Origin of the sequence: Reyranella sp. (assembly GCF_044224635.1) — a bacterium.
Lineage (GTDB): Bacteria > Pseudomonadota > Alphaproteobacteria > Reyranellales > Reyranellaceae > Reyranella.
In genome coordinates this window covers 138912-158040 of record NZ_JBGAKA010000011.1, presented here as the reverse complement: position 1 = coordinate 158040, position 19129 = coordinate 138912, and the positions used below count along the sequence as shown (strand labels likewise).

Annotated in this window: 19 protein-coding genes and 1 riboswitch; of the genes, 10 read left to right on the top strand and 9 right to left on the bottom strand. The window is 66.8% G+C overall.

Annotation, left to right across the window (positions count from 1 at the left end; translation table 11 throughout):
* Window positions 1-791, top strand: a 791-nt coding sequence (locus tag ACILR9_RS13045; protein WP_395710362.1) for an ATP-binding protein, incomplete at its 5' end; no start/stop codon positions are given.
* A gap of 11 nt (window positions 792-802) precedes the next feature.
* Here the strand turns inward: ACILR9_RS13045 and ACILR9_RS13040 are convergent.
* Window positions 803-1189: a cupin domain-containing protein gene (locus tag ACILR9_RS13040; RefSeq protein ID WP_395710361.1), complete on the bottom strand. Its 387-nt coding sequence runs from the start codon at window positions 1187-1189 to the stop codon at window positions 803-805.
* Window positions 1190-1460: 271 nt separating this feature from the next.
* On the opposite strand from ACILR9_RS13040, the gene ACILR9_RS13035 reads away from it, so the two are divergent.
* A complete protein-coding gene (locus ACILR9_RS13035) occupies window positions 1461-2039 on the top strand; it encodes a TIGR00645 family protein (protein WP_395710360.1) in 579 nt (192 codons plus the stop codon).
* Window positions 2040-2229: 190 nt separating this feature from the next.
* Here ACILR9_RS13035 and ACILR9_RS13030 read toward each other — a convergent pair whose 3' ends face one another.
* Window positions 2230-2748, bottom strand: a complete 519-nt coding sequence (locus ACILR9_RS13030; protein ID WP_395710359.1) for a 6,7-dimethyl-8-ribityllumazine synthase — start codon at window positions 2746-2748, stop codon at window positions 2230-2232.
* Window positions 2749-2843: 95 nt separating this feature from the next.
* Window positions 2844-2994: riboswitch (FMN riboswitch) on the bottom strand.
* Between the two features lie 347 nt (window positions 2995-3341).
* On the opposite strand from ACILR9_RS13030, the gene ACILR9_RS13025 reads away from it, so the two are divergent.
* Window positions 3342-4253, top strand: coding sequence for a LysR family transcriptional regulator (locus ACILR9_RS13025; protein WP_395710358.1), 912 nt, complete (start codon window positions 3342-3344; stop codon window positions 4251-4253).
* A 26-nt stretch (window positions 4254-4279) separates the two neighbouring features.
* Here the strand turns inward: ACILR9_RS13025 and ACILR9_RS13020 are convergent, their stop codons facing one another.
* Complete coding sequence (locus ACILR9_RS13020; RefSeq protein ID WP_395710357.1) at window positions 4280-5914, bottom strand: AMP-binding protein; 1635 nt, start codon at window positions 5912-5914, stop codon at window positions 4280-4282.
* A gap of 261 nt (window positions 5915-6175) precedes the next feature.
* Between ACILR9_RS13020 and ACILR9_RS13015 the strand changes: the two genes are divergently transcribed.
* The 6 genes from ACILR9_RS13015 to ACILR9_RS12990 all read left to right on the top strand — a co-directional run bounded on the left by ACILR9_RS13015 (window position 6176) and on the right by ACILR9_RS12990 (window position 12124).
* The gene (locus ACILR9_RS13015; protein ID WP_395710356.1) at window positions 6176-7291 is read left to right on the top strand and encodes an LLM class flavin-dependent oxidoreductase; all 1116 of its coding nucleotides are present in this window, start codon (window positions 6176-6178) and stop codon (window positions 7289-7291) included.
* 41 nt (window positions 7292-7332) lie between these two features.
* A complete protein-coding gene (locus ACILR9_RS13010; protein WP_395710355.1) occupies window positions 7333-8532 on the top strand; it encodes an ABC transporter substrate-binding protein in 1200 nt (399 codons plus the stop codon).
* A gap of 211 nt (window positions 8533-8743) precedes the next feature.
* Complete coding sequence (locus ACILR9_RS13005) at window positions 8744-9604, top strand: branched-chain amino acid ABC transporter permease (RefSeq protein ID WP_395710354.1); 861 nt, start codon at window positions 8744-8746, stop codon at window positions 9602-9604.
* Window positions 9605-9627: 23 nt separating this feature from the next.
* Window positions 9628-10605, top strand: a complete 978-nt coding sequence (locus tag ACILR9_RS13000) for a branched-chain amino acid ABC transporter permease (protein WP_395710353.1) — start codon at window positions 9628-9630, stop codon at window positions 10603-10605.
* Window positions 10605-11366, top strand: coding sequence for an ABC transporter ATP-binding protein (locus ACILR9_RS12995; RefSeq protein WP_395710352.1), 762 nt, complete (start codon window positions 10605-10607; stop codon window positions 11364-11366). The genes ACILR9_RS13000 and ACILR9_RS12995 overlap by 1 nt, the downstream gene beginning before the upstream one ends.
* Window positions 11363-12124: an ABC transporter ATP-binding protein gene (locus ACILR9_RS12990; protein WP_395710351.1), complete on the top strand. Its 762-nt coding sequence runs from the start codon at window positions 11363-11365 to the stop codon at window positions 12122-12124. Before ACILR9_RS12995 ends, ACILR9_RS12990 begins: the two co-directional genes overlap by 4 nt.
* Window positions 12125-12196: 72 nt before the next feature.
* Here the strand turns inward: ACILR9_RS12990 and ACILR9_RS12985 are convergent, their stop codons facing one another.
* The 6 genes from ACILR9_RS12985 to hisF all read right to left on the bottom strand — a co-directional run bounded on the left by ACILR9_RS12985 (window position 12197) and on the right by hisF (window position 17762).
* Window positions 12197-13786 (bottom strand): FAD-binding oxidoreductase, encoded by a 1590-nt coding sequence (locus ACILR9_RS12985; protein WP_395710350.1) that lies wholly within the window; start codon window positions 13784-13786, stop codon window positions 12197-12199.
* A gap of 170 nt (window positions 13787-13956) precedes the next feature.
* On the bottom strand, window positions 13957-14823 hold the full coding sequence (locus ACILR9_RS12980) for a TauD/TfdA dioxygenase family protein (RefSeq protein WP_395710349.1): 867 nt from the start codon (window positions 14821-14823) through the stop codon (window positions 13957-13959).
* 185 nt (window positions 14824-15008) lie between these two features.
* Entirely contained in the window at window positions 15009-16046 is a 1038-nt protein-coding gene (locus ACILR9_RS12975; protein WP_395710348.1) for an alpha/beta hydrolase family protein, read from the bottom strand.
* A gap of 40 nt (window positions 16047-16086) precedes the next feature.
* Window positions 16087-16488, bottom strand: coding sequence for a histidine triad nucleotide-binding protein (locus ACILR9_RS12970; RefSeq protein ID WP_395710347.1), 402 nt, complete (start codon window positions 16486-16488; stop codon window positions 16087-16089).
* Between the two features lie 69 nt (window positions 16489-16557).
* Complete coding sequence (locus ACILR9_RS12965) at window positions 16558-16932, bottom strand: phosphoribosyl-ATP diphosphatase (protein WP_395710346.1); 375 nt, start codon at window positions 16930-16932, stop codon at window positions 16558-16560.
* 50 nt (window positions 16933-16982) lie between these two features.
* Complete coding sequence (gene hisF / locus ACILR9_RS12960) at window positions 16983-17762, bottom strand: imidazole glycerol phosphate synthase subunit HisF (protein ID WP_395710345.1); 780 nt, start codon at window positions 17760-17762, stop codon at window positions 16983-16985.
* A 376-nt stretch (window positions 17763-18138) separates the two neighbouring features.
* Here hisF and ACILR9_RS12955 point away from each other — a divergent pair, with 376 nt between their 5' ends.
* Window positions 18139-19095 (top strand): isopenicillin N synthase family dioxygenase, encoded by a 957-nt coding sequence (locus ACILR9_RS12955; protein ID WP_395710344.1) that lies wholly within the window; start codon window positions 18139-18141, stop codon window positions 19093-19095.
* Window positions 19096-19129: the final 34 nt, after the last annotated feature.

The following is a 19129-nucleotide window of genomic DNA, read 5'->3' as shown; positions in this document are numbered from 1 at the left end:
ATTCGGCGACCCTGCAGGCCCTGGTCGGTGGTGGCCTGCGCCCCCGGCCCGGCGAGGTGTCGCTCGCCCACCATGGCGTGCTCTTCCTCGATGAGCTGCCGGAGTTCAACCGCGCCGCCCTGGAGGCCCTGCGCCAGCCGCTCGAGACCGGCCGGGTGACAGTGGCGCGCGCCAACGCCCACGTCACCTACCCGGCGCGCTTCCAGCTGATCGCGGCGATGAATCCGTGCCGCTGCGGCCATCTCATGGAGGCGAGCCGCGCCTGCGGCCGCGCCCCGCGCTGTGGCCTCGACTACCAGGGCAAGCTCTCCGGTCCGCTGCTCGACCGCATCGACCTCACCGTCGACGTGCCGCCGGTTGCGGCGTCCGATCTCGCCCTGCCGCCGCCCACCGAGACTTCGGCCGAGGTCGCCCAGCGAGTCGCCGCCGCCCGCGCCGTCCAGCGTGAGCGCCTCGCCGCGCTCGACCGCAAGGGCAAGCTCGTCACCATCGAGTCCGATCAGACAGCCGGTCTGCTATCCGAGCGGGCACGTCACTGGTCGAAGCCGCGCTGCAACGCCGATACCGACGGCGCGCTGCTGGCGGCGATCGCCGAGCCCGACGCCGACGGCCGCGCCCTGCTGGCCCGTGCCGCCGACCGCCTCGGCCTGTCGGCCCGTGCCTGGCATCGCACGCTCCGGGTCGCCCGCACCCTCGCCGATCTCGACGGCTCCGACGCGGTGCGCCGCCTGCACATCGCCGAGGCGCTGAGCTACCGGCGCAGCGAGCCGCGCCAGGCGGTGGCGGCGTAGGTCGTCGCCGACTATTTCTGGCTGGCGCCCAGCGGCGGCCTGCCCTCGAGGTATTGCGTCGCCATGTGCGCGCCCTGCTTGGGCAGGAAGGCGATGAAGCGCGCGCCCTCGGGGCTCACCACCGTGAAGGCATGCGGCGTGCGCGCCGGTACCGAGATCGTCTGGTTCTTGCCGACGAGAACGCGTTCGTCGCCGATGCGCACGTCGAGCGTGCCCTCGACGACCACGATCACCTCGTCGACCTCCTCGTGGAAGTGCAGCGGCGCGCCGGCGCCCTCCTCAAGGACGGCCATGCTGGAGCTGACCGAGACGCCCTGTGCCTCGCCGGCCAGGATGTAGTTGCGATAACCCGGACGCCAGGGAATCTCGCGCGCCTCGTCGTTCTTCACCACTGGCATGTCGGCCTCCCATGGCTTGCGACCGCACCTACCTTCCCACTTGGCGTCGGTCGGCGCCAGCGTCCTGGGTGTAGTCCAGACGATATTCGCCGCGCGCAGCCACAGCGACCCGAGCAACCCGGCCCCCTGTGCTGGCACTGCCCGCGGCCGAGCGACGCCAGGGAGCGCCAAGCGGGTCTCCCTTATCCTCAAAATCCACAGGGCGGTCACATGGGAGTTGCGCTCGTCCCGAACTAAGAAGTCGCCTTCTTGTCGCTTCAGCAGGTATGAAATGGCCAACACGGGACACGCCTACGACGATCGCGATCCGCGCGGGCTCAAGCCTATTCCGCGTCTGATCTTCTCCTCGCGCTGGCTGCAGCTGCCGCTCTATCTCGGGTTGATCGTGGCGCAGGTCGTTTATGTCTACCTGTTCCTCAAGGAGCTGCTGCATCTGGTGATGCATACCGCGACCGTCACCGAGCTGCAGGCCATGCTGATCGTGCTGGGCCTGATCGACGTGGTGATGATCTCCAACCTGCTGATCATGGTGATCGTCGGCGGCTACGAGACCTTCGTGTCGCGCATGGAGCTAAACCGCCATCCCGACCAGCCCGAGTGGCTGAGCCACGTCAATGCCAGCGTGCTCAAGATCAAGCTGGCGATGGCGATCATCGGCATCTCGTCGATCCACTTGCTGCGCACCTTCATCGAAGCGGGAAGCCTCGGTACGCAGAACTCGGCCTACACCGAAGCCGGCATCATGTGGCAGACCATCATTCATACGGTGTTCATCCTGTCGGCCATCGGCATCGCCATCGTCGACCGGTTGTCCCAGCCGCCGATGGCGGGACACGCTGCCGAGCACTGAAGACAGCCGCGTCGCGGGCGCCAGGGACGGCCCGGCGAGGCGCGTCCTCTGCCCGTGACCAGCACTTGACCTGCCGCCCGGCTGGACTCGGCCGGGCGGACATCGCGCTCCAGTTCCCGGGACCTGGCGAGCAGCCCTCCGCGGGTCCCCGGCGATCGAACCGCTCAAGAGTCGACCGCCGGGGAGGTGCTTACGCGGCCTTGGCCAGCTCCCGAATGATGTGCACACCGCCCGTCGTGTCGACGCAGGCGGCAGCGGCTTCGGTGCCCTTCACTCGGAAATGCTCGTGGAAGAACTTGCGATGCTCCTCGTGGTCGTGGAAGTCGCGCGGCGTCAGCACGGCGGAGATGACCGGCACCTCCATCTCGAGCTGCACGGTCATCAGGCCATTGATGACGGCCTCGGCCACGAACTCGTGGCGGTAGATGCCGCCATTGACCACGAAACCGCAGGCCACGATCGCGGAGTAGCGTCCGGTTCTTGCCAGCAGCTTGGCGTGCAAGGGCAGCTCGAAGGCACCCGGCACCTCGAACAGGTCGATGCGACCGGCGTCCACGCCGCGCCGCTCCATCTCACTCAGAAAGGCCTCGCGGCCCTGGTCGACGATCTCGCGATGCCAACACGATTGCACGAAGGCAAATCGCTGTCCCCCTGCGGGGGGTCGCTGGATTTGCGTGTCTTCGATGATGCTGTTCGTCTTCTGATTCATGGGATCCTCACACGACGTTTGAGGCTAGAATCAGGGTGCACGAGCACAGGACCTCGTTGCCCCCACGACAAGCGTGGCGACATCGGTGTCGCGCGTCGCGCTCTCTTCCATCCGGACTGTTACCGTCGGCCCCGGAATTGCACCGGATCTGCTGACCCCATTCCTCGCGGAACGGGCGCTCGCGGGCTGATGCGACGAATCGCAATCACCGCCGGTGGGGACTTCCACCCCGCCCTGAGAACGCCTGCTCCGGGCCAATCCCGGAGCACCTCGACGATTCACCACGCGCGCCTCTCATGCAAGCCGGTTGGCGCATGGCTGAAATCGAATTGGCGCGCTCCCAGCGGAAGAGTCTGTATTCTTGTTGGGTGGGGCGCTCCCACACATCTTCATGGGCAGACGACGGATTGAGCGGGGATGGGCGTTGAGGCATGACTTGGAAAAGACCGGAGGATCCCGTCGTGCGCAGGCTTCTACGGCATGGACGACCAGGCGGGGGCGCCACCGTGCAATGGCTCGCCAGCGTGGTGCGTCCCTAGGCCGGTCAACCGGCAGGATGGCCCGGCAGCAATGACTCTGGAGCGCGTTTGTCGATGAACTGGGACCACCTTCGCGTCTTCCTGACGGTCGCCAGGTCAGGCCAGATTCTGTCGGCCGCGCGGCACCTCAAGCTCGACCACGCGACGGTCAGCCGGCGGCTCGCAGCGCTCGAAGGGGAGCTGGGGGCACGGCTGGTCGACCGGACTCCGGCAGGCTGCGTGCTGACCCAGGCGGGCCAGCAGCTCTTCCAGACCGCCGAGCGCATGGAATCCGAGATGCTGCACGTCCAGTCGTCGCTCGGCGACTCGGACGACGCGGTGAGCGGGGTCACGAGGATCGGGGCGCCGGATGGATTCGGCATCTATTTCCTGGCGCCCCAGCTTGCGCCGCTGGTCGATCGGTATCCCGCTCTCACCATCCGCCTGGTCCCTCTGCCGAGGAACTTCTCGGTATCCAAGCGCGAGGTCGACATCGCCATCACCCTGGATCGTCCGCAGGACGGCCGGCTGATCTGCCAGAAGGTCGTCGACTACCGGCTTCGCCTCTATGCGAGCAGCGCCTATCTGGCGCGCAAGCCGATGTTGCGCACGCCGGATGACCTGCAGGCGCATACGCTCGTGACGACCCTGTCGGACATCCTGTGGAGCCCGACGATCGACTTCTTCGGAAGTCAGACCATCTTCTGGCGGTCGCGCTTCGAATGCGCCAACCTCGTCGGTCAATTCGAAGCCGTGAAGTGCGGCATCGGTGTCGCCGTGCTGCCGGATTTCGTCGCCAGCCCGGTGCCTGATCTGCAGATCGTCCTTCCGGAAATGTCCTTCATGCGGACGTACTGGATGGTTTCCCATCCCGATTCGCAGCGCATCAAGCGTATATCGATCGTGCGCAGCGCGATCATCGAGAAGGCGAGGCAGATGCGTCGGCTGTTCGCCGGCGGGACGACAGCTCGCGGTTCGGTGAAGTGAACGTCTCTTGTGGGCCTGGAGGGTCGTCAGCGCGACTCGCCCGATGCCTGCAGCCTTTCGCGGCGGACGATGATCGTTGGGTCGGTCTCGCGATCCCAGGTGTCGGGCGTGATCCCGGTTTCTCTCAGCACCGCTTTTTGCACCTTCTGCGTCGGCGTCTTCGGCAGCTCGGGCATGACACGCACGTACCTGGGCACCATGAAATAGGGCAGCCGATCCTGGAGGAAGCGAACCAGCTCGGCCGGCACCACGATCTTGCCGGGCGCCGGCGTCACCACGACCAGGATCTCCTCTTCGCTCAGAGCGCCCGGCACACCGACCGCGGCGACCTCCTTGACCGCAGGAAACTCGCAGACTGCCGTCTCGACCTCGAAGGAGGAGATGTTCTCGCCGCGCCGGCGGATGGCGTCCTTGATCCTGTCGACAAAGTAGAAATCACCGTTGTCGTCGCACCGGAAGGCATCGCCGGTGTGGAACCAGCCATTGCGCCACGTGCGGGCAGTCGCCTCGGGGTGATTGTGATAGCCATGCGAGATCGTCCATGGCCTGTCCGCGCGGACGATCAGCTCGCCGATCTGGCCGGCCGGCACCTCGCAGTCGTTCTCGTCGACGATGCGGACTTGCAGGCCGGGTCTGACCTTGCCGCAGCTTCTCGGGTTGGCCGGGTTGATGCCGGAACCGGTGGGCACCGGCATCTCCGTCATGTTGTAGATGGTGAAGATGTCGACGCCGAAGCGCTGCGAAAATCCATGATTGTCCTCGGCGAGTGGAATGACGAGGGCCGACTTCAGGGTGTGCGCGCAGTCTGCGGCAGACGGCGGTTGCTTCAGCAGGAACTGCGCCATCACCCCGAGAAGCTGGGTGGTCGTGGAACGGGTTCGCCGGACAGTCTCCCAAAACGCGTCAGTGCGAAAGCTCTCCACCAAGGCTACCGACCCGCCGAGCATCAGCATGGCATAGACCCAGGCGGTGCCGCTGACATGAAACAACGGCAGGTTCACCAGAAACCGGTCGTGTTCGCCCAGTGCCGGATGCGATTCGCCGATCGCGAACAGGTGGACATAGGACGACAGCACGCCTTTCGACGGCCCCGTGGTGCCCGATGTGTAGATGATCGATTGGGTGTCCCAAGGCTTGATCCTGCGCTCCAGGGGCGGCGGCGTCTCGACCGTTGAGGTGAGGACGGCTTGCGGCAGCACGCGAAGCCCGTCGACGGCATGCACGCCTTCGCCCACGGCGACGACCTGCTCGAGCTTTGCCTTATCGATTGCAGCGAGGCGCGGCAGCAGCTCTGCGTGCGCCACCATCAGCCGGGCGCCCGAGTTGGCGACGACCTGCTCCAGCAGGCGGCCGCGATAGGCGGTATTGATCGGCACATAGATGGCGCCGAGGTAGTTGAGGGCGAACCACACGATCAGCGCGTCGATGCCGTTGGGCAGCCACGACAGCACGTAGTCGGACTGCGACACGCCGAGCGCCCTGAACGCGTTGGCCGTTCGGACGACCTCGTCGTGCAGCACGCCGAACGTCCACTCCGTGCCGTTCTGCTCGACCAGAAAGACATCCCGGCGTTTCTCGTGTGCCCGGCGTTCGAGGACGTAGCGCAGGACGCAGGCCTCGGCGGGCGGGAGGGATGAGGCTGACGCCTTGTCACGGGCCATTTCTCGTCAATCCATTCTGCTGTCTCGTGTCGGCCGGCGGGCCGCCCCTCGGTCTGCGCTTCGTCCCGTAAGAGGCTCGATCGGCGATGCAACGCCAATTAGCGCGGAACGCTTGTGAGATTTTGACTCGACCTGGGCGTTCCCGCGAACTGGATTTCCGGCACAGCCCATACGAGATTTTTCACATTTCAGCGGAGGCGGCACCGCTCCGACACTCCGGCAGCCGCCGTCTTTGCTGGCGGCCGAGCCGAGGAAGGAAACATGGATTTCGGTCTGTTCAATCTGATGGGCTACCGCACCGAAGGGGCCACGACGCACGAGATCCTGCAGGACGCGGTCGACAAGACGAAGATCGCCGATCAGGGTGGCATGGGCATCTCGTGGTTCGCCGAGCACCACTTCTCCAATTACGGCGTTTGCGGTTCGCCTTTGACGATGGCCGCGGCCTGCGCGCCGCAGACCAGGAGGATCAAGCTGGCATCCGGCATTCTCGTCATGCCGCTCTATTCTCCGGTGCGCGTTGCGGAAGAGATCGCGATGGTCGACTCCCTTTCCGAGGGGCGACTCATCGTCGGCGTCGGGACCGGCTACCAGCCCTTCGAGTTCGACAGGTTCGGCGTCGACCTGGACGAATCGAAAGTCCTGTTCGAGGAGTACATGGAGGTGATCGAGCAGGGCCTGACGCAGGAATTCATCGAGCTCGAGGGCAAGCACTTCACGCTGCCGCGGACACATATCGGCGCACGCCCGTATCGCGGCAAGCCGCCGATCTGGGTGGCCGGCCATTCGCCCGAGGTCCACAAATGGGCAGCACAGAGGAACTATCCGATGATCGTGATCGGCCGCTTCGAGCCGAGCGAGCGGGTAGCTGCGCAACGCCCCTATTTCGAGCAGCTCCTGATCAGCGCGGGGCACGACGCGAGGATGTTGCAGTGGGGCCTGCTGCGTCATTGCTGTGTCACTGAAAGCAAGCAGGAGGCACTCGAGTTCGCCGAGAATGCCCGCTGGCAGCTGCGCGTCGCCAGCTCGCTGCGTCGCCGCAGGGAAGTGCAGGTCGGCCATGTGATCATGGGGGACGAGCCGATGCCCAACGAGGCATCGATCGACGATATCCTGGCGACGCAGATGGTGGGCGGCGTGCAGCATTGCATCGAGCGGGGGATCGAGGAGATCCGGAGGACCGGGGCGTGCCATATCGCCCTGTTCTTCCAGATCGGCGATTTCAGCTTCGCCAAGTCGACCAGGTCGCTGGAGCTGTTCGTCACCAAGGTGATTCCGGGGATCGAGAAGGAGCTCGGTCCGCTCGGCAAGGTGAATGCCGTCGGCCCGGCCGCATCGGCTGGTCGCGCATCGGAGGCATTGCAGGCGGCGCGATGACAGTCGCCCGGCAAAGGCAAAGATCAGGAGGAGGAGACGTGATGAACGATGCTACGAACGGCCCGGCGCGCCGGTCGCGCCGGAGTTGGCTGCTGTTGACCCTGGGGATGCTCGCCGCGGGACCGGCGGCCGCCCAGGAGCCGATCAAGATCGGCTGGCTTCCCGCGCTGACAGGGCCGCTGTCGTCATCGTCGATCGCCGAGGACAAGGGCGTGCAGTTCGCCGTCGACGAGATCAACGCCGCTGGCGGCATCAACGGCCGCAAGGTGCAGCTCGTGACCCGCGACACCGAAGGCATTCCCACGAAGGCCGTCAATTTTGCCCAGCAGCTGGTGCTGGCGGAGAAGGTCCAGTTCGTGATCGGGCCCGTGAATTCCGGCGAATCGCTGGCGACCCTGCCGGTCATCAGCAAGGCCGGCATTCCCAACATCATCGTCAGCGCGGTCGATGACCTGATTGGCGCAGACAAGTTTCCGCGCGCTTTCCGGACGATCAACACGAACGAACAATGGATCGATGCGTCTCTTGACTATCTGTTGAACGGCCTGAAGCGCCGCAAGATCGCGATCATCGGCGAGACCTCCGGCTACTCGGTGGCGAGCGTGAAGTCGATCAACGGCAAGCTGGCGGCTGTCGGCATAACCCCGGTGTCGAGCGCCGTGGTCGACGCCAACAAGACAGATCTCACCGACGAGATCACCAAGGCCCGCCAAGCCGGTGCAGACGTCATCCTCACCTGGACCGGCGCGGTCGGCGTGCATGCGCGGGTGCTGAACGCGCGCGGCAACATCGGATGGGACGTGCCGGTCGTGGCGCAGGTCGGCATTCTGGCGTGGCCGGTCAAGAACCTGGTCAACAAGGCGTCCTATCTCGACAACGTGTTCGCTGCGGGCTACGCGGGCACCACCTACAACGCCCAGGGCGAGCTGCCGCCGGCGACGGCAGCCTTCATGAAGGCAATGGGCACGCGCCTCGGCGAACCGGGCAAGATCGAATACACGATGTGGCAGGTCGCGCTGGGCTACGATTGCGTCAAGGTCATCGAGCACGCGATCCGCAAGGCGGGCTCGACGGACGGCGCCGCCATCCAGAAGGCGCTGGAGGAGACCAAGGATCTCAAGGGCGTGTTCGCGACCTATAGCTGGAGCGCAAAGGACCGCAACGGCGTACCCAACCTCGATATCGTCATGAACCTGGCGAACTCGTACCGGGACGGCAACTTCAAGGTGGCGCCGCGCTAGCCGGCGCTCGGGTGAGGTTGGCCGGACACTCTCCGGCCCGCGGGAAGCTCATTGCCGCCGCCATCTTCGGGCGGGTATCCGCGCGCCGGCGAGACGGCGTGGCCGGCAAGGCAATCGGCCTGGACCGCCTGTCGGATCATCTGCCGTCGCATCGTTGCACCGGTTCGACGTTTCCGGGCAGCCTGCCGGGCGCAGCTCGATTGGGAGTGAAATGCTGAACGTAATCCTTCCGGGATTGGCCATCGGTGCGTTGTATGCAGCGACGGGCATTGCCTACAACATCATGTTCTCGACTTCCAAGGTGCTGAGCATCAGCACCGGCCATCTGTGCATGCTGGGCGGCATCTTCGGAGCGTTCTTCATCGGGCAGCTTGGCTTGCCGATCGTGGTCGGTTTGACCGGCGCCGTGCTGGTCGGGATGGCCTTCGGCTACCTGACCGAGATCGTGGCGATCCGGCGCGTGCTCGCGCGGTCCGACGAGCATCTCTGGCTGCTCAGCACGCTTGGCCTGGCGACCATCCTGCAGCAGGCGATCGGCCTGTGGTGGGGCACCGAGCCGCGGCCGTTTCCGCGCGTGGTCCCGCAGGATTTCTCGAGCGGCCTGTGGGATCAGAAATACTGGCTGCCGATCGCAGCGCTTCTCGTCGTCGCCGTCGGCATGGAGCTGTTCGTGCGCAAGACCATGCTCGGCAAGATATTCGTCGCAGTGTCGGAGGACGCTTTCGCCGCCCGTGCCCGCGGCATTGCCACCGATCGCATCCGCGCGTTGTCCTATGCCCTGGCCGGTGCGGTTGGCGCGTTCGCGGGCTTTGCGGCCGGGCAGCTCACTTACGCCTATTTTGCGGTCGGGCTCATCCTCACCCTGAACGGCTTCATCGCGCTCGCCGTGGGCGGCCTCGGCAGCACGATCGGCGCGGTGATCGGCGGCTTGGCGCTGGGCCTGCTGACCAGCGCCGCCACCGCGCTGGTTGGCGGCCAGTATGTCAACACGGTTGCGATCGGGCTGCTGATGCTGGTGCTACTGATGAAGCCGGAAGGCATCTTCGGCGCCAGCAAGGCGCGGCCGGTATGAGTGCCGGTCCTGCGAGGGCCGTCGTGACCGTGCTCGGCCTGCTCGTCGTCTTCACGTTGCCCCTGTGGACGCCCAACCTGTACCTCGTCCATGTCGCGACGTTGATTGCCGGCTATTGGGTGCTGATTGCCGGGCTCAACCTCGTGGTCGGTTACGCCGGCGCGCTCTCCATCGGCCATGTCGGGCTGCTCTCGATCGGCGCCTATGCCTTCGCCATCCTGGCCGGAACCCATGGCCTGGCTCCGTTGTTGACGCTGCTCGTGGCGGGTGTGCTGGGCGCCGGCAGCGGCTTCCTGCTGGGGCTGCCGTCGCTACGCCTTCCCGGCTTCTATTTCGCCATGTCGACGATCGCGCTCGCCATGATCGTCGGCGAATGGAGCCTCGCCCTGGACGGCTTGACGGGCGGCGGCACCGGCTTGCCTGTTCCAGGCTTCCCGGCCCCATTCGACACGCCGTCCGGCTTCTACTGGCTGGTCGCGGCGATCTCCGGGATCGTCACGTGGATGACGTGGAACGTGGCGCGTTTCATGTGGGGGCGGGCGCTGATATCGATGCGCGACAGCGACGTGGCGGCCGCCTCGATGGGAGTGCCGATCGCCCGCATGAAGCTCATCGTCTTTACCTTCAGCGGCTTCACCGCCGGGCTGGCGGGCGCCCTGTTCGCGTCGCTGCAAAGCTACATCACGCCGGAGACGTTCGTCTTCGAGCTGGGTCTGTTCTTCTTTGTTTGCATCATCATCGGCGGCCGCGGCGGCATCCTGGGGCCCTTCCTGGGAACCGTCGTGCTGACTGCGCTGCCCGAGCTGGTCGGCCCTCTCGCCAAGCTCGGCAACCTGTTCTACGGCTTCCTTCTCCTCATCGTCGTCCTTCTCACGCCGGAAGGGATCGGCGATCTGGTGCGCAGGAGCTACGAGCGCCTGCAGCAGAGGCCCGCCAAGAAGCTGCCGCAACCCGACCTGGCGCGCCTCGCCGCGGCGATGGCGCGCAAGAGGGCGGGCTGATGGCGCTCTCCGTCGCGGCTGTGACCAAGACCTTCGGCGGGTTGACGGCCCTCAAGGACGTTTCTCTGACGCTCGAGCCGGCGGAAATCCATGGCCTGATCGGGCCGAACGGCAGCGGCAAGACGACCCTGCTCAATCTGCTGTCAGGCTATGTCGCGCCAACCCAAGGCGACATCGCGATCGACGGGAATCTGCTGACGAAAAGTCCGGTGCAGGCACGGCCTGGAGTTGGCGTCGCGCGCACTTTCCAGAAGCCGCGAATCCTCGGCACGCTGACGGTCCTCGACAATGCCATGCTGGGCGGGTGGCGGGATACGCGCGCGGGCTTCGTGGAGACGGCCCTCGCCCTCGCCCGGCCGCGACGCGAGGAGCGCGAGCTCAGGGCCTATGCCTGCGAGATCCTGGAAGGAGTGGGCCTCGGCCATCTGGCGTTGCAGCGCGCCGATCGTCTGGATCATGCCGAGCAGCGCCTGCTCGAGATCGCCCGCAGTCTGGTGATGCGACCGCGCTTCGTCCTGCTCGATGAACCGGCGGGTGGGCTGACCAACACCGAGATCGACCATCTCGGTGCCATCGTCTCGGCCATGCGCGACACCGGCATGGGCGTGTTGCTGGTCGAGCATCACACGGATTTCGTGTTCAAGGTCAGCAGCAGGGTGACGACGCTGCATTTCGGCCAGGTCATTGCGCACGGTAGCCCGGACGAGGTTCGCGGCCACAGCGAGGTGATCCGGGTCTATCTCGGGGGCGAAACGCCGTGACCGTTGCCTGGAAGCGCCCCGCCGAGAAGCTGCTCGAAGTGGTCGGGCTCACGGTTGCCTATGGCCAGGCCGAGGTCGTGCACGAAGTATCGCTGGAGGTGAGACGGGGCGAGTTCGTCGTCCTGCTCGGCCGCAATGGTGCCGGCAAGACCACGATCCTGCACGCCATATCAGGTCTGATCCCCAAGGTGTCCGGCTCGGTCAATTTGTCGAGCAAGGACATCACCAGGGCCGTGCCGCGCAACATCGTGCGCGACGGCGTCATCCAGGTTCTGGAAGGTCACCGGGTCTTCACCCACCTCTCGATCGAGGACAATCTCCTGATCGGCACCTATGCCAAGGCATCCTCGGGCGACCGATCGAAACTGCCGAGGATCTACGAGCTCTTTCCCGAGCTCGCCGATCGCAAGCGCAGCCTGGCGTCCGGCCTGAGCGGCGGCCAGCAGCAGATTCTGGCGGTCGCGCAGGGCATCATCGGCGATCCGCAGTTGCTGATCCTCGACGAGCCGTCGGGCGGGCTGGCACCCATCGTGGTCGATCGGATTCTCGCCGTCGCGAGCAAGCTGTGTGCCGAGGGAGTCGCCGTGCTCCTGGTCGAGCAGCTGGTCGAGAAGGCGATGCGTCACGCCGACTACTGCTACCTGATCGAGACGGGACGCGTGGTCGGCCAGGGTCCGGTCTCCGAGGTCAGGGACGCGGAGATGTTGCGCCAGGTCTTCCTCGGTGGTGCGTCGCACGATCAGGCCGCCCGGCGGTAATGCATATCGGCCGCCGCCCGGCGATCAGGTCTCGATTTCGGGCTCAACTCGCTGGGCAGGACACTACCGCCGTCACGGATCGATCAGCACGCCCGGGTTCATCATGCCCTTGGGATCGAGCTCGCGCTTGGCGCCGCGCAGGGCGCGGGCGAACAGCTCGGGCCGCTGCTTGTCGTAGAACGGCCGATGGAAGCGGCCGACGGCGTGATGGTGCGTGGTCGTGCCACCATGCTCGACTGTCGCCGCCGTGCAGGTCGACAGCACCTCCATGAACTGCTCGAGCTGGCGGCGCTTGTCGAGGATGCCGCCGAAGGTGAAATAGAGGCACGGCCCGTCGGGATAGACGTGGGTGAAGCGGCAGGTCACCGTGCCGTCGCGCCCGGTCACGCGCTTGATCGCGTCGCGCGTGATCTTGGTTATCTTCTGGTGGAAGTCGCGGAAGCGTTCCCAGGTCATCGAGGTCTCGAAGGTCGAGGACAGGATGCCGCGCGCCACCGCATGCTCGCCATAATGCGGCGCCCTGATGAAGCGGTTGCGCCAGGCGCCGGCGGCGCCGGAGCGATGGGCATTCTCGTCGTCGGCACCGGCGTCGGCGACGCCACCATGCGCGGCGCAGATTTCCAGCGCCCGCTTCATCCAGGCATGGAGCGGGTGATCGGCCGATTCGAAGGCCAGCACCAGCACCGCTTCCTCGCTGCTCCACGGCATGCCGGGCAGCGCCTCGCGCGCCTCGAGCAGGCGGCAGTTGGCGGGATAGAGGTTGGCCTGGGTGATGTCGCGCACCGCATCGGCGCCGGCGAAGAAATCCTTGAAGCGCACCGAGGCGGAGGCGCGGAACGTCGGCTTCTTGCGCAGGCGCACCCAGGCTTCGGTGATGATGCCCAGGATGCCCTCCGAGCCGATGAACAGGCGATCGGGGCTCGGACCGGCGCCGGAGCCCGGCAGGCGGCGCGTCTCGAGCGTCCCGGCCGGCGTCACCACCCGGGTGCTTTCGACGAAATCGTCGATGTGGGTGTAGAGCGTGGCGTAATGGCCGCCCGAGCGCGTGGCGATCCAGCCGCCCAGGGTCGAGCAGCGATAGGCCTGCATGTAATGGCGCATGGTGAATGGCGAGTCGCGCAGCTGGTCCTCGATCGCCGGCCCGTAGATGCCGCCCTGGATGCGTGCCGCCTGGCTCACCGGATCGACCTCGAGCACCTTGTCCATGTGGCGGGTCGAGATTGTGACGACCTTGTCGGCGGCCGCCGGCGCCTCGATGCCCTTCACCACCGACGAGCCGCCGCCATAGGGGATCGCCGTCGCGCCGATCGAGGAGCACCAGTCGAGCACGCGCACGACGTCCTGCTCGGTCTCCGGGAAGGCGATGGCGTCGGGCGGGTTGGGCACCGAGCGCATGAACATCCGCGTGGTGTCGAAGCCCGCCTTGCCGTAGCTGTGCTCGAGTCGCGTCAAGTGGTCGGTATGCACCAGCGATTGCAGCCCCGCCGGCACGGTGACGCGCGGGGCGCGCAGCGTGATCTCGTCGGCCTTGGGCGGCGGCGTCACGTCGAAGCCGTCGAGGCCGTAGCGCTGGGCGATCTCGGCCTCCCACGGCCCGATCTCGTCGGCCGACAGATCCTCGTCGGCATAACCCCAGGCATAAAACTTCTTCTGCCGCCGCATGTGCTTCTCCCCATTCCTTGTCGTCCTGAGCGGCGCGAAGGACCTCATTGCCTCGCGCCGCGGGTGAATGCCAATGATCCTTCGATCAGATCTCGATCCGTATCGTAACCGCTCGCGATGAGATGCTTCGCTTCGCTCAGCATGACAGTCGGCCGCGAGCGGAGCTCTCCTTACGCCGCAAACGCGACCGGCCGCGCACTGCCCTTGATCTGGGTGCGATGCATGATGCGCCGCGCCGTGCCGTCGAACGGGTCGCGGCGGTGCATGGTCGAGCGGTTGTCCCACATCACGAGGTCGCCCAGCCGCCAGACATGCTCGTAGACGAAGCGGTGCTCGGTCGCGTGCGTCCACAGCGCCTCGAGCACCGCGTCGGACTCTGCGCGCGAATAGCCTTCGACGTAGGAGTTGCGGCGGCGGCCGAGATAGAGCGTGGCGCGGCCATTGGCAGGATGCTTCAGGATCGCCGGATGCCACGCACCCGGCGCGGCCATCGGATCGTCGGTCGGCGTCACGCCTTTGCGCAGATAGCCGCCGGCATTGTAGGTGCCGTCGTGCTTGATGCGGCGCCCTTCGATCCTGGTGCGCAGGTCGGCCGGCAGGGCATCGCACGCCGCCTGCATGCCGCAGAACCAGGTGTTGCCGCCGCTCGGCGGGATCTCGAGCGAATAGAGCATCGAGGCGTCGGGCGGCCAATCGAGGTAGCTCATGTCGGTGTGCCACACCGCCTCGCCGGCGCCGAGCGCGCCGATCGGATCCCCGTTGGCGTCGAGCACGTTGGAGACGACGTAGATATCGGGATAACCCGGCGGGCTGATGCGGCCGCGCTCCTGGTTGGGCGGCGGATCGAGATCGCCGAAGCGCCGGCTGAAGGCCAGCAGGTCGTCGTCGCTGAGCTGCTGGCCGCGCAACAGGATCATCGAATGATCCGCCCAGGCGCGCAGGATCGCCGCGAAGTCCGGCTCGCTCAATCGCCGCAGATCGACGCCGGAGACCTCCGCCCCGACCGCTGGCGATGCCGCACGCACCGTCACCGTCATGCCGTTCCCCCTCCTCGATCTCACTCCTTCTCCTCCCCAGCGAAGCTGGGGAGGTGTCGCCGTCTTTCGGCGACGGAGGGGTCATGAGCCATGACTCCATGACCCCTCCGCCCCGATGACGGGGCACCTCCCCAGCGAAGCTGGGGAGGAGAATGACGCGATGATCGACCTGCTGCGCAGCGCGATCAAGCGCCCAGCGCGGTGCCCACCCAGGCGGCAAGCTTGTCGCCGACGACCGGCGCCAGGGGGCCGCTGAAACCCGGGTCGCCCGGTCCCGTCACGGACTTGAGATTGTGGCTGACACCGGCGGCGACCAGCGCCTCGCCGCCGGCGCTGCGCGCGCCGAGCGCATCGATCAGCGGCTGGATATCGTCCATCGGCACGATCTGCTGGTCGGCCCCGCCATGCACCAGCAGGCAGCCGAGCGGGCTCGCCGCCAGGGCCGTTGCCGGGTCGAACGCCATCGCGCCTTGCAGGAACGGACCGATATAGGCGGGGAACAATGTCTGCAGCTCGGCCGGCAGGCCGGTCGGCGGGCGGCCGTTGGTCCGGATCGCGCCCAGCACGCGGTCGACGCCGGCGGCCAGGTTGGGTGCTCCGCGCTGCAGCTGCCGCCGCAGGATCTCGCCATAGGGACGGCCCGGCGTCGCGGCCAGCACGATGCAGTGCGGCTTGTTCGCGCTGATGGTCGGTGCTGCCGCCAAGACCAGCAGGCCGCCCTCGCTGTGACCGAGCAGGCCGGTGGCATAGCGCTTGATCTCGTCGTGCTTCAGCAGCTCGGCATGGGCGGCGTGGACGTCGCCCACGAACCTGTCCCAGGCGCAGAATCTCTCCTGATCGGCCGGCGCAGCTGGCATTTGCGTCGAGGCGCCGATGCCGCGCTTGTCGTAGCGCAGCGTGCCGATGCCGGCCTGCGCCAGGCGCTCGGCGATCAGGCGCAGCGTGTCGATGCGGGCAGGGACCAGCGGGTTGTTGCCATTGCGGTCGGTGGGGCCGCTGCCGGCCACCAGCACGAGGCCGGGGACACGCTGCAGCTCGGTCCACGCCGGCAGCAGCAGCGTGCCGGCCAGCATCGTGCCGTCGTCGGCGGCGAAGCGGACCGCCCGCTGCCGCGTGCCCTGGGCGTAGTAGCCCTTCCACGGGCTTTGCGCCGCCGCCGCCGCCGGCAGCGCCAGGCCGGTGGCGAGCAGGGCGCGGCGGGCAATCATCGGCGCTCGCTTCATTTCCGGTCGCCCCGTTCTCGATGCCTCGATCCCGATCGCCTCATTCTCGATCGGAAGGGCGCGGCATGTTGCCCATGCGATGGCTCATCTGCCGACCGCCGAAGATATGGACATGGAAATGGAAGACGAGCTGGCCGCCGTTCGGCCCATGGTTGGCAACGATGCGATAGCCCCCCTGCTCGAGCCCGAGATCGTGCGCGACCCTGGCCACCGCGCGCCAGAAGCCCGTGACCAGCTCGGCCGGCGCGGCGGCGCAGAAATCGGCCTGGGAGACGTACTCACCCTTGGGAATCGCCAGCACGTGGACCGGCGCCAGCGGGTTGATGTCGTGGAAGGCGAGCGCGAAGTCGTCCTCGTAGACCTTCCGGCAGGGCAGCTCGCCGCGCAGGATGCGCGCGAAGACGTTGTTGCGATCGTATGAGGGCATGATGGGGGCGGACATGACGGGCTCCAGCTCGGGCTGAGCCACGTTCCCGCAGCCTGCACAGCCGCGCAATGCGGCTGTGTTCGGTCAGTTGTGGCGGGCAGCCTTCTCGGCGATGCCCGAGAGTCCTTCGCGGCGCGCCAGCTCGTCCCACACCATGCCCGGCTTGACGCCTGTCGCCGCCCACAGCGTGAGCAGGTGATAGAGCACGTCGGCACTCTCGCCGACCAGCTTGCCCTTGTCGCCGCGCACGCCCTCGATCAGCGCCTCGACGGCTTCCTCGCCGAGCTTCTTGGCGATCTGCTGCCGGCCGCGGCTGAACAGACGTGCTGTGTAGGAGGTGTTCGGATCGGCGCCCTTGCGACTGTCGATCACCGAATACAGGCGATCGAGCACATGCTCATCGACAGCTGCGCCGCCGGCTTTGGGCGCCTTCTTCTTGGCTTTCTTCTTCTTCGCCATGGGAGGGGGTCTCTCGGCACCTCCAACTGGGAGGCAGTCGACATTTTACTTCAATTTCCGGCGCCATGCGAGATTTGTCGAATCGGAACGCCGGCGCGCGCCAGTCGTTCCTTCGCCTGCGCAATCGTGTATTCGCCGAAATGGAAGATCGACGCGGCAAGCACCGCCGAGGCGCCGCCTTGCAGGACTCCGTCGACCAGATGATCGAGCGTGCCGACGCCGCCCGAGGCGACCACCGGCACCGGCACCGCGTCGGACACGGCGCGCGTCAGCGCGAGATCGAAGCCCTGCTTGGTGCCGTCGCGATCCATCGAGGTCAGCAGGATCTCGCCGGCGCCCGAGGCGGTCATGCGTCGCGCCCACTGAACGGCGTCGAGGCCGGTGCCCTGGCGGCCGCCATGGGTGAAGACCTCCCACTTGCCGGGCGCGGTCTGGCGGGCGTCGATCGCCACCACGATGCACTGGTCGCCGTACTTCTCCGCCGCCTCACGCACAAACTCGGGCCGCGCCACGGCGGCCGAGTTGATCGACACCTTGTCGGCGCCCGCCAGCAGCAGGCGGCGGATATGCTCGACCTGGCGCACGCCGCCGCCCACGGTCAGCGGCATGAAGCACTGCTCGGCGGTGCGTGCGACGACGTCGAAGATGGTGTCGCGGTTCTCATGGCTCGCCGTGATGTCGAGGAAGGTGAGCTCGTCGGCGCCGGCGTCGTCGTACAGGCGGGCCTGCTCGACCGGGTCGCCGGCATCACGCAGATCGACGAACTGGACGCCCTTGACGACACGGCCGTCCTTCACGTCGAGACAGGGAATGATGCGGACCTTGAGCATGAGCGAGGCGGCGGCAGGGCTGGGCTGGAGTTTTCGGGGCCGGGACCTTATGCGGCAGCGCCCGGTTTGTCGACTTGCGGGGGAGGCTCGCCAGTTCCCTCATCGACTTCGCCGGGGAGGTCCTGTCTTCCGGGGCGGAGAGGGAGGAAAATGAGAGCGCGCACCTTCATCCTCCTCCCTAGCGAAGCTGGGGAGGTGTCGGCGTAATCGCCGACGGAGGGGTCAGAGGCAACGCGACCGTGGCTCATGACCCCTCCGTCGCCGTATGACGGCGACACCTCCCCACGCAAAGCGTAGGGAGGAAAATGAGAGCGCGCACCTTCATGCTCCTGTCCAGCCCGCTGGCGAGGGGCAATCGCCAAGTCGGAGCCCCACGATGTCACCCGCACCCGGCATTCCCGTCATCGACATCGCCGCGCTGCTGGTCGGCACGCCGGCCGGTGAGCAGGCGGTGGCGCAGGCGATCGGGCGGGCCTGCCGCGACATCGGCTTCTTCTATGTGACCAGCCACGGCATCCCGCCGGCGCTGATCGCGGAGATGTTCCGGCAATCGGCGGCGTTCTTCGCCGCGCCGCGCGCGATCCAGGATCCCGTGCGCTATTCCGGCCCGGCCGGCAATCGCGGCCATATCCCGCTCGGCGGCGAGACGCTCGAGCCCGGCACGCTGCCCGACCGCAAGGAGTGCTACAACATCGGCCTTGATCTCGCTGAGGACGATCCCGACCTTCTCGCCGGCAAGCCGTTTCGCCATAGCAATCCATGGCCGGACCTGCCGGGCTTTCGCGAGACCATGCTCGATTATTTCGGCCGCATGCACCGGCTGGGCCGCGACATCCATCGCGCCTTCGCGATTGATCTCGGCCTCGACCGGCTGTTCTTCGAGGACAAGCTCGACCGGCCGATGGCGATCCTGCGGCTGCTGCACTACCCCGGAGACGGAGCCGCGCTGCCGGCCGGCCAGATGGGGGCGGGCGAGCACACCGACTACGGCAACCTCACCCTGCTCGCCGTCGACGAGGTGAAGGGCCTCGTCGTGCGCACGCGATCGGGCGCCTGGATCGACGCGCCGCATGTGCCGGGCGCGCTGATCTGCAACATCGGCGACTGCCTGATGCGCTGGACCAATGACACCTACGTCTCGACGCCGCATCGCGTGACGAGCCCGCACGGGCGCGACCGCTACTCGGTGGTGTTCTTCCTCGATCCCAATCCCGATGCCGTCGTCGCCTGCATTCCGAGCTGCGTGCGCGATGGCGTGGCGCACTACCCGCCGATTGTCGCCGCCGAGTACCTGCTGTCGCGCCTGGTGCCGACTTACGAAAAGACCAACTGACTACGCGGCCAACGGATGCGAAAGCGCCCTGCGG

Bases quoted from the DNA above. Each gene is read 5' to 3' on its own strand.
- ACILR9_RS13040 (WP_395710361.1), bottom strand. From the start codon at position 1,189: ATGCCAGTGGTGAAGAACGACGAGGCGCGCGAGATTCCCTGGCGTCCG.
- ACILR9_RS13035 (WP_395710360.1), top strand. From the start codon at position 1,461: ATGGCCAACACGGGACACGCCTACGACGATCGCGATCCGCGCGGGCTC.
- ACILR9_RS13030 (WP_395710359.1), bottom strand. From the start codon at position 2,748: ATGAATCAGAAGACGAACAGCATCATCGAAGACACGCAAATCCAGCGA.
- ACILR9_RS13025 (WP_395710358.1), top strand. From the start codon at position 3,342: ATGAACTGGGACCACCTTCGCGTCTTCCTGACGGTCGCCAGGTCAGGC.
- ACILR9_RS13020 (WP_395710357.1), bottom strand. From the start codon at position 5,914: ATGGCCCGTGACAAGGCGTCAGCCTCATCCCTCCCGCCCGCCGAGGCC.
- ACILR9_RS13015 (WP_395710356.1), top strand. From the start codon at position 6,176: ATGGATTTCGGTCTGTTCAATCTGATGGGCTACCGCACCGAAGGGGCC.
- ACILR9_RS13010 (WP_395710355.1), top strand. From the start codon at position 7,333: ATGAACGATGCTACGAACGGCCCGGCGCGCCGGTCGCGCCGGAGTTGG.
- ACILR9_RS13005 (WP_395710354.1), top strand. From the start codon at position 8,744: ATGCTGAACGTAATCCTTCCGGGATTGGCCATCGGTGCGTTGTATGCA.
- ACILR9_RS12995 (WP_395710352.1), top strand. From the start codon at position 10,605: ATGGCGCTCTCCGTCGCGGCTGTGACCAAGACCTTCGGCGGGTTGACG.
- ACILR9_RS12985 (WP_395710350.1), bottom strand. From the start codon at position 13,786: ATGCGGCGGCAGAAGAAGTTTTATGCCTGGGGTTATGCCGACGAGGAT.
- ACILR9_RS12980 (WP_395710349.1), bottom strand. From the start codon at position 14,823: ATGACGGTGACGGTGCGTGCGGCATCGCCAGCGGTCGGGGCGGAGGTC.
- ACILR9_RS12975 (WP_395710348.1), bottom strand. From the start codon at position 16,046: ATGAAGCGAGCGCCGATGATTGCCCGCCGCGCCCTGCTCGCCACCGGC.
- ACILR9_RS12970 (WP_395710347.1), bottom strand. From the start codon at position 16,488: ATGTCCGCCCCCATCATGCCCTCATACGATCGCAACAACGTCTTCGCG.
- ACILR9_RS12965 (WP_395710346.1), bottom strand. From the start codon at position 16,932: ATGGCGAAGAAGAAGAAAGCCAAGAAGAAGGCGCCCAAAGCCGGCGGC.
- hisF (WP_395710345.1), bottom strand. From the start codon at position 17,762: ATGCTCAAGGTCCGCATCATTCCCTGTCTCGACGTGAAGGACGGCCGT.
- ACILR9_RS12955 (WP_395710344.1), top strand. From the start codon at position 18,139: ATGTCACCCGCACCCGGCATTCCCGTCATCGACATCGCCGCGCTGCTG.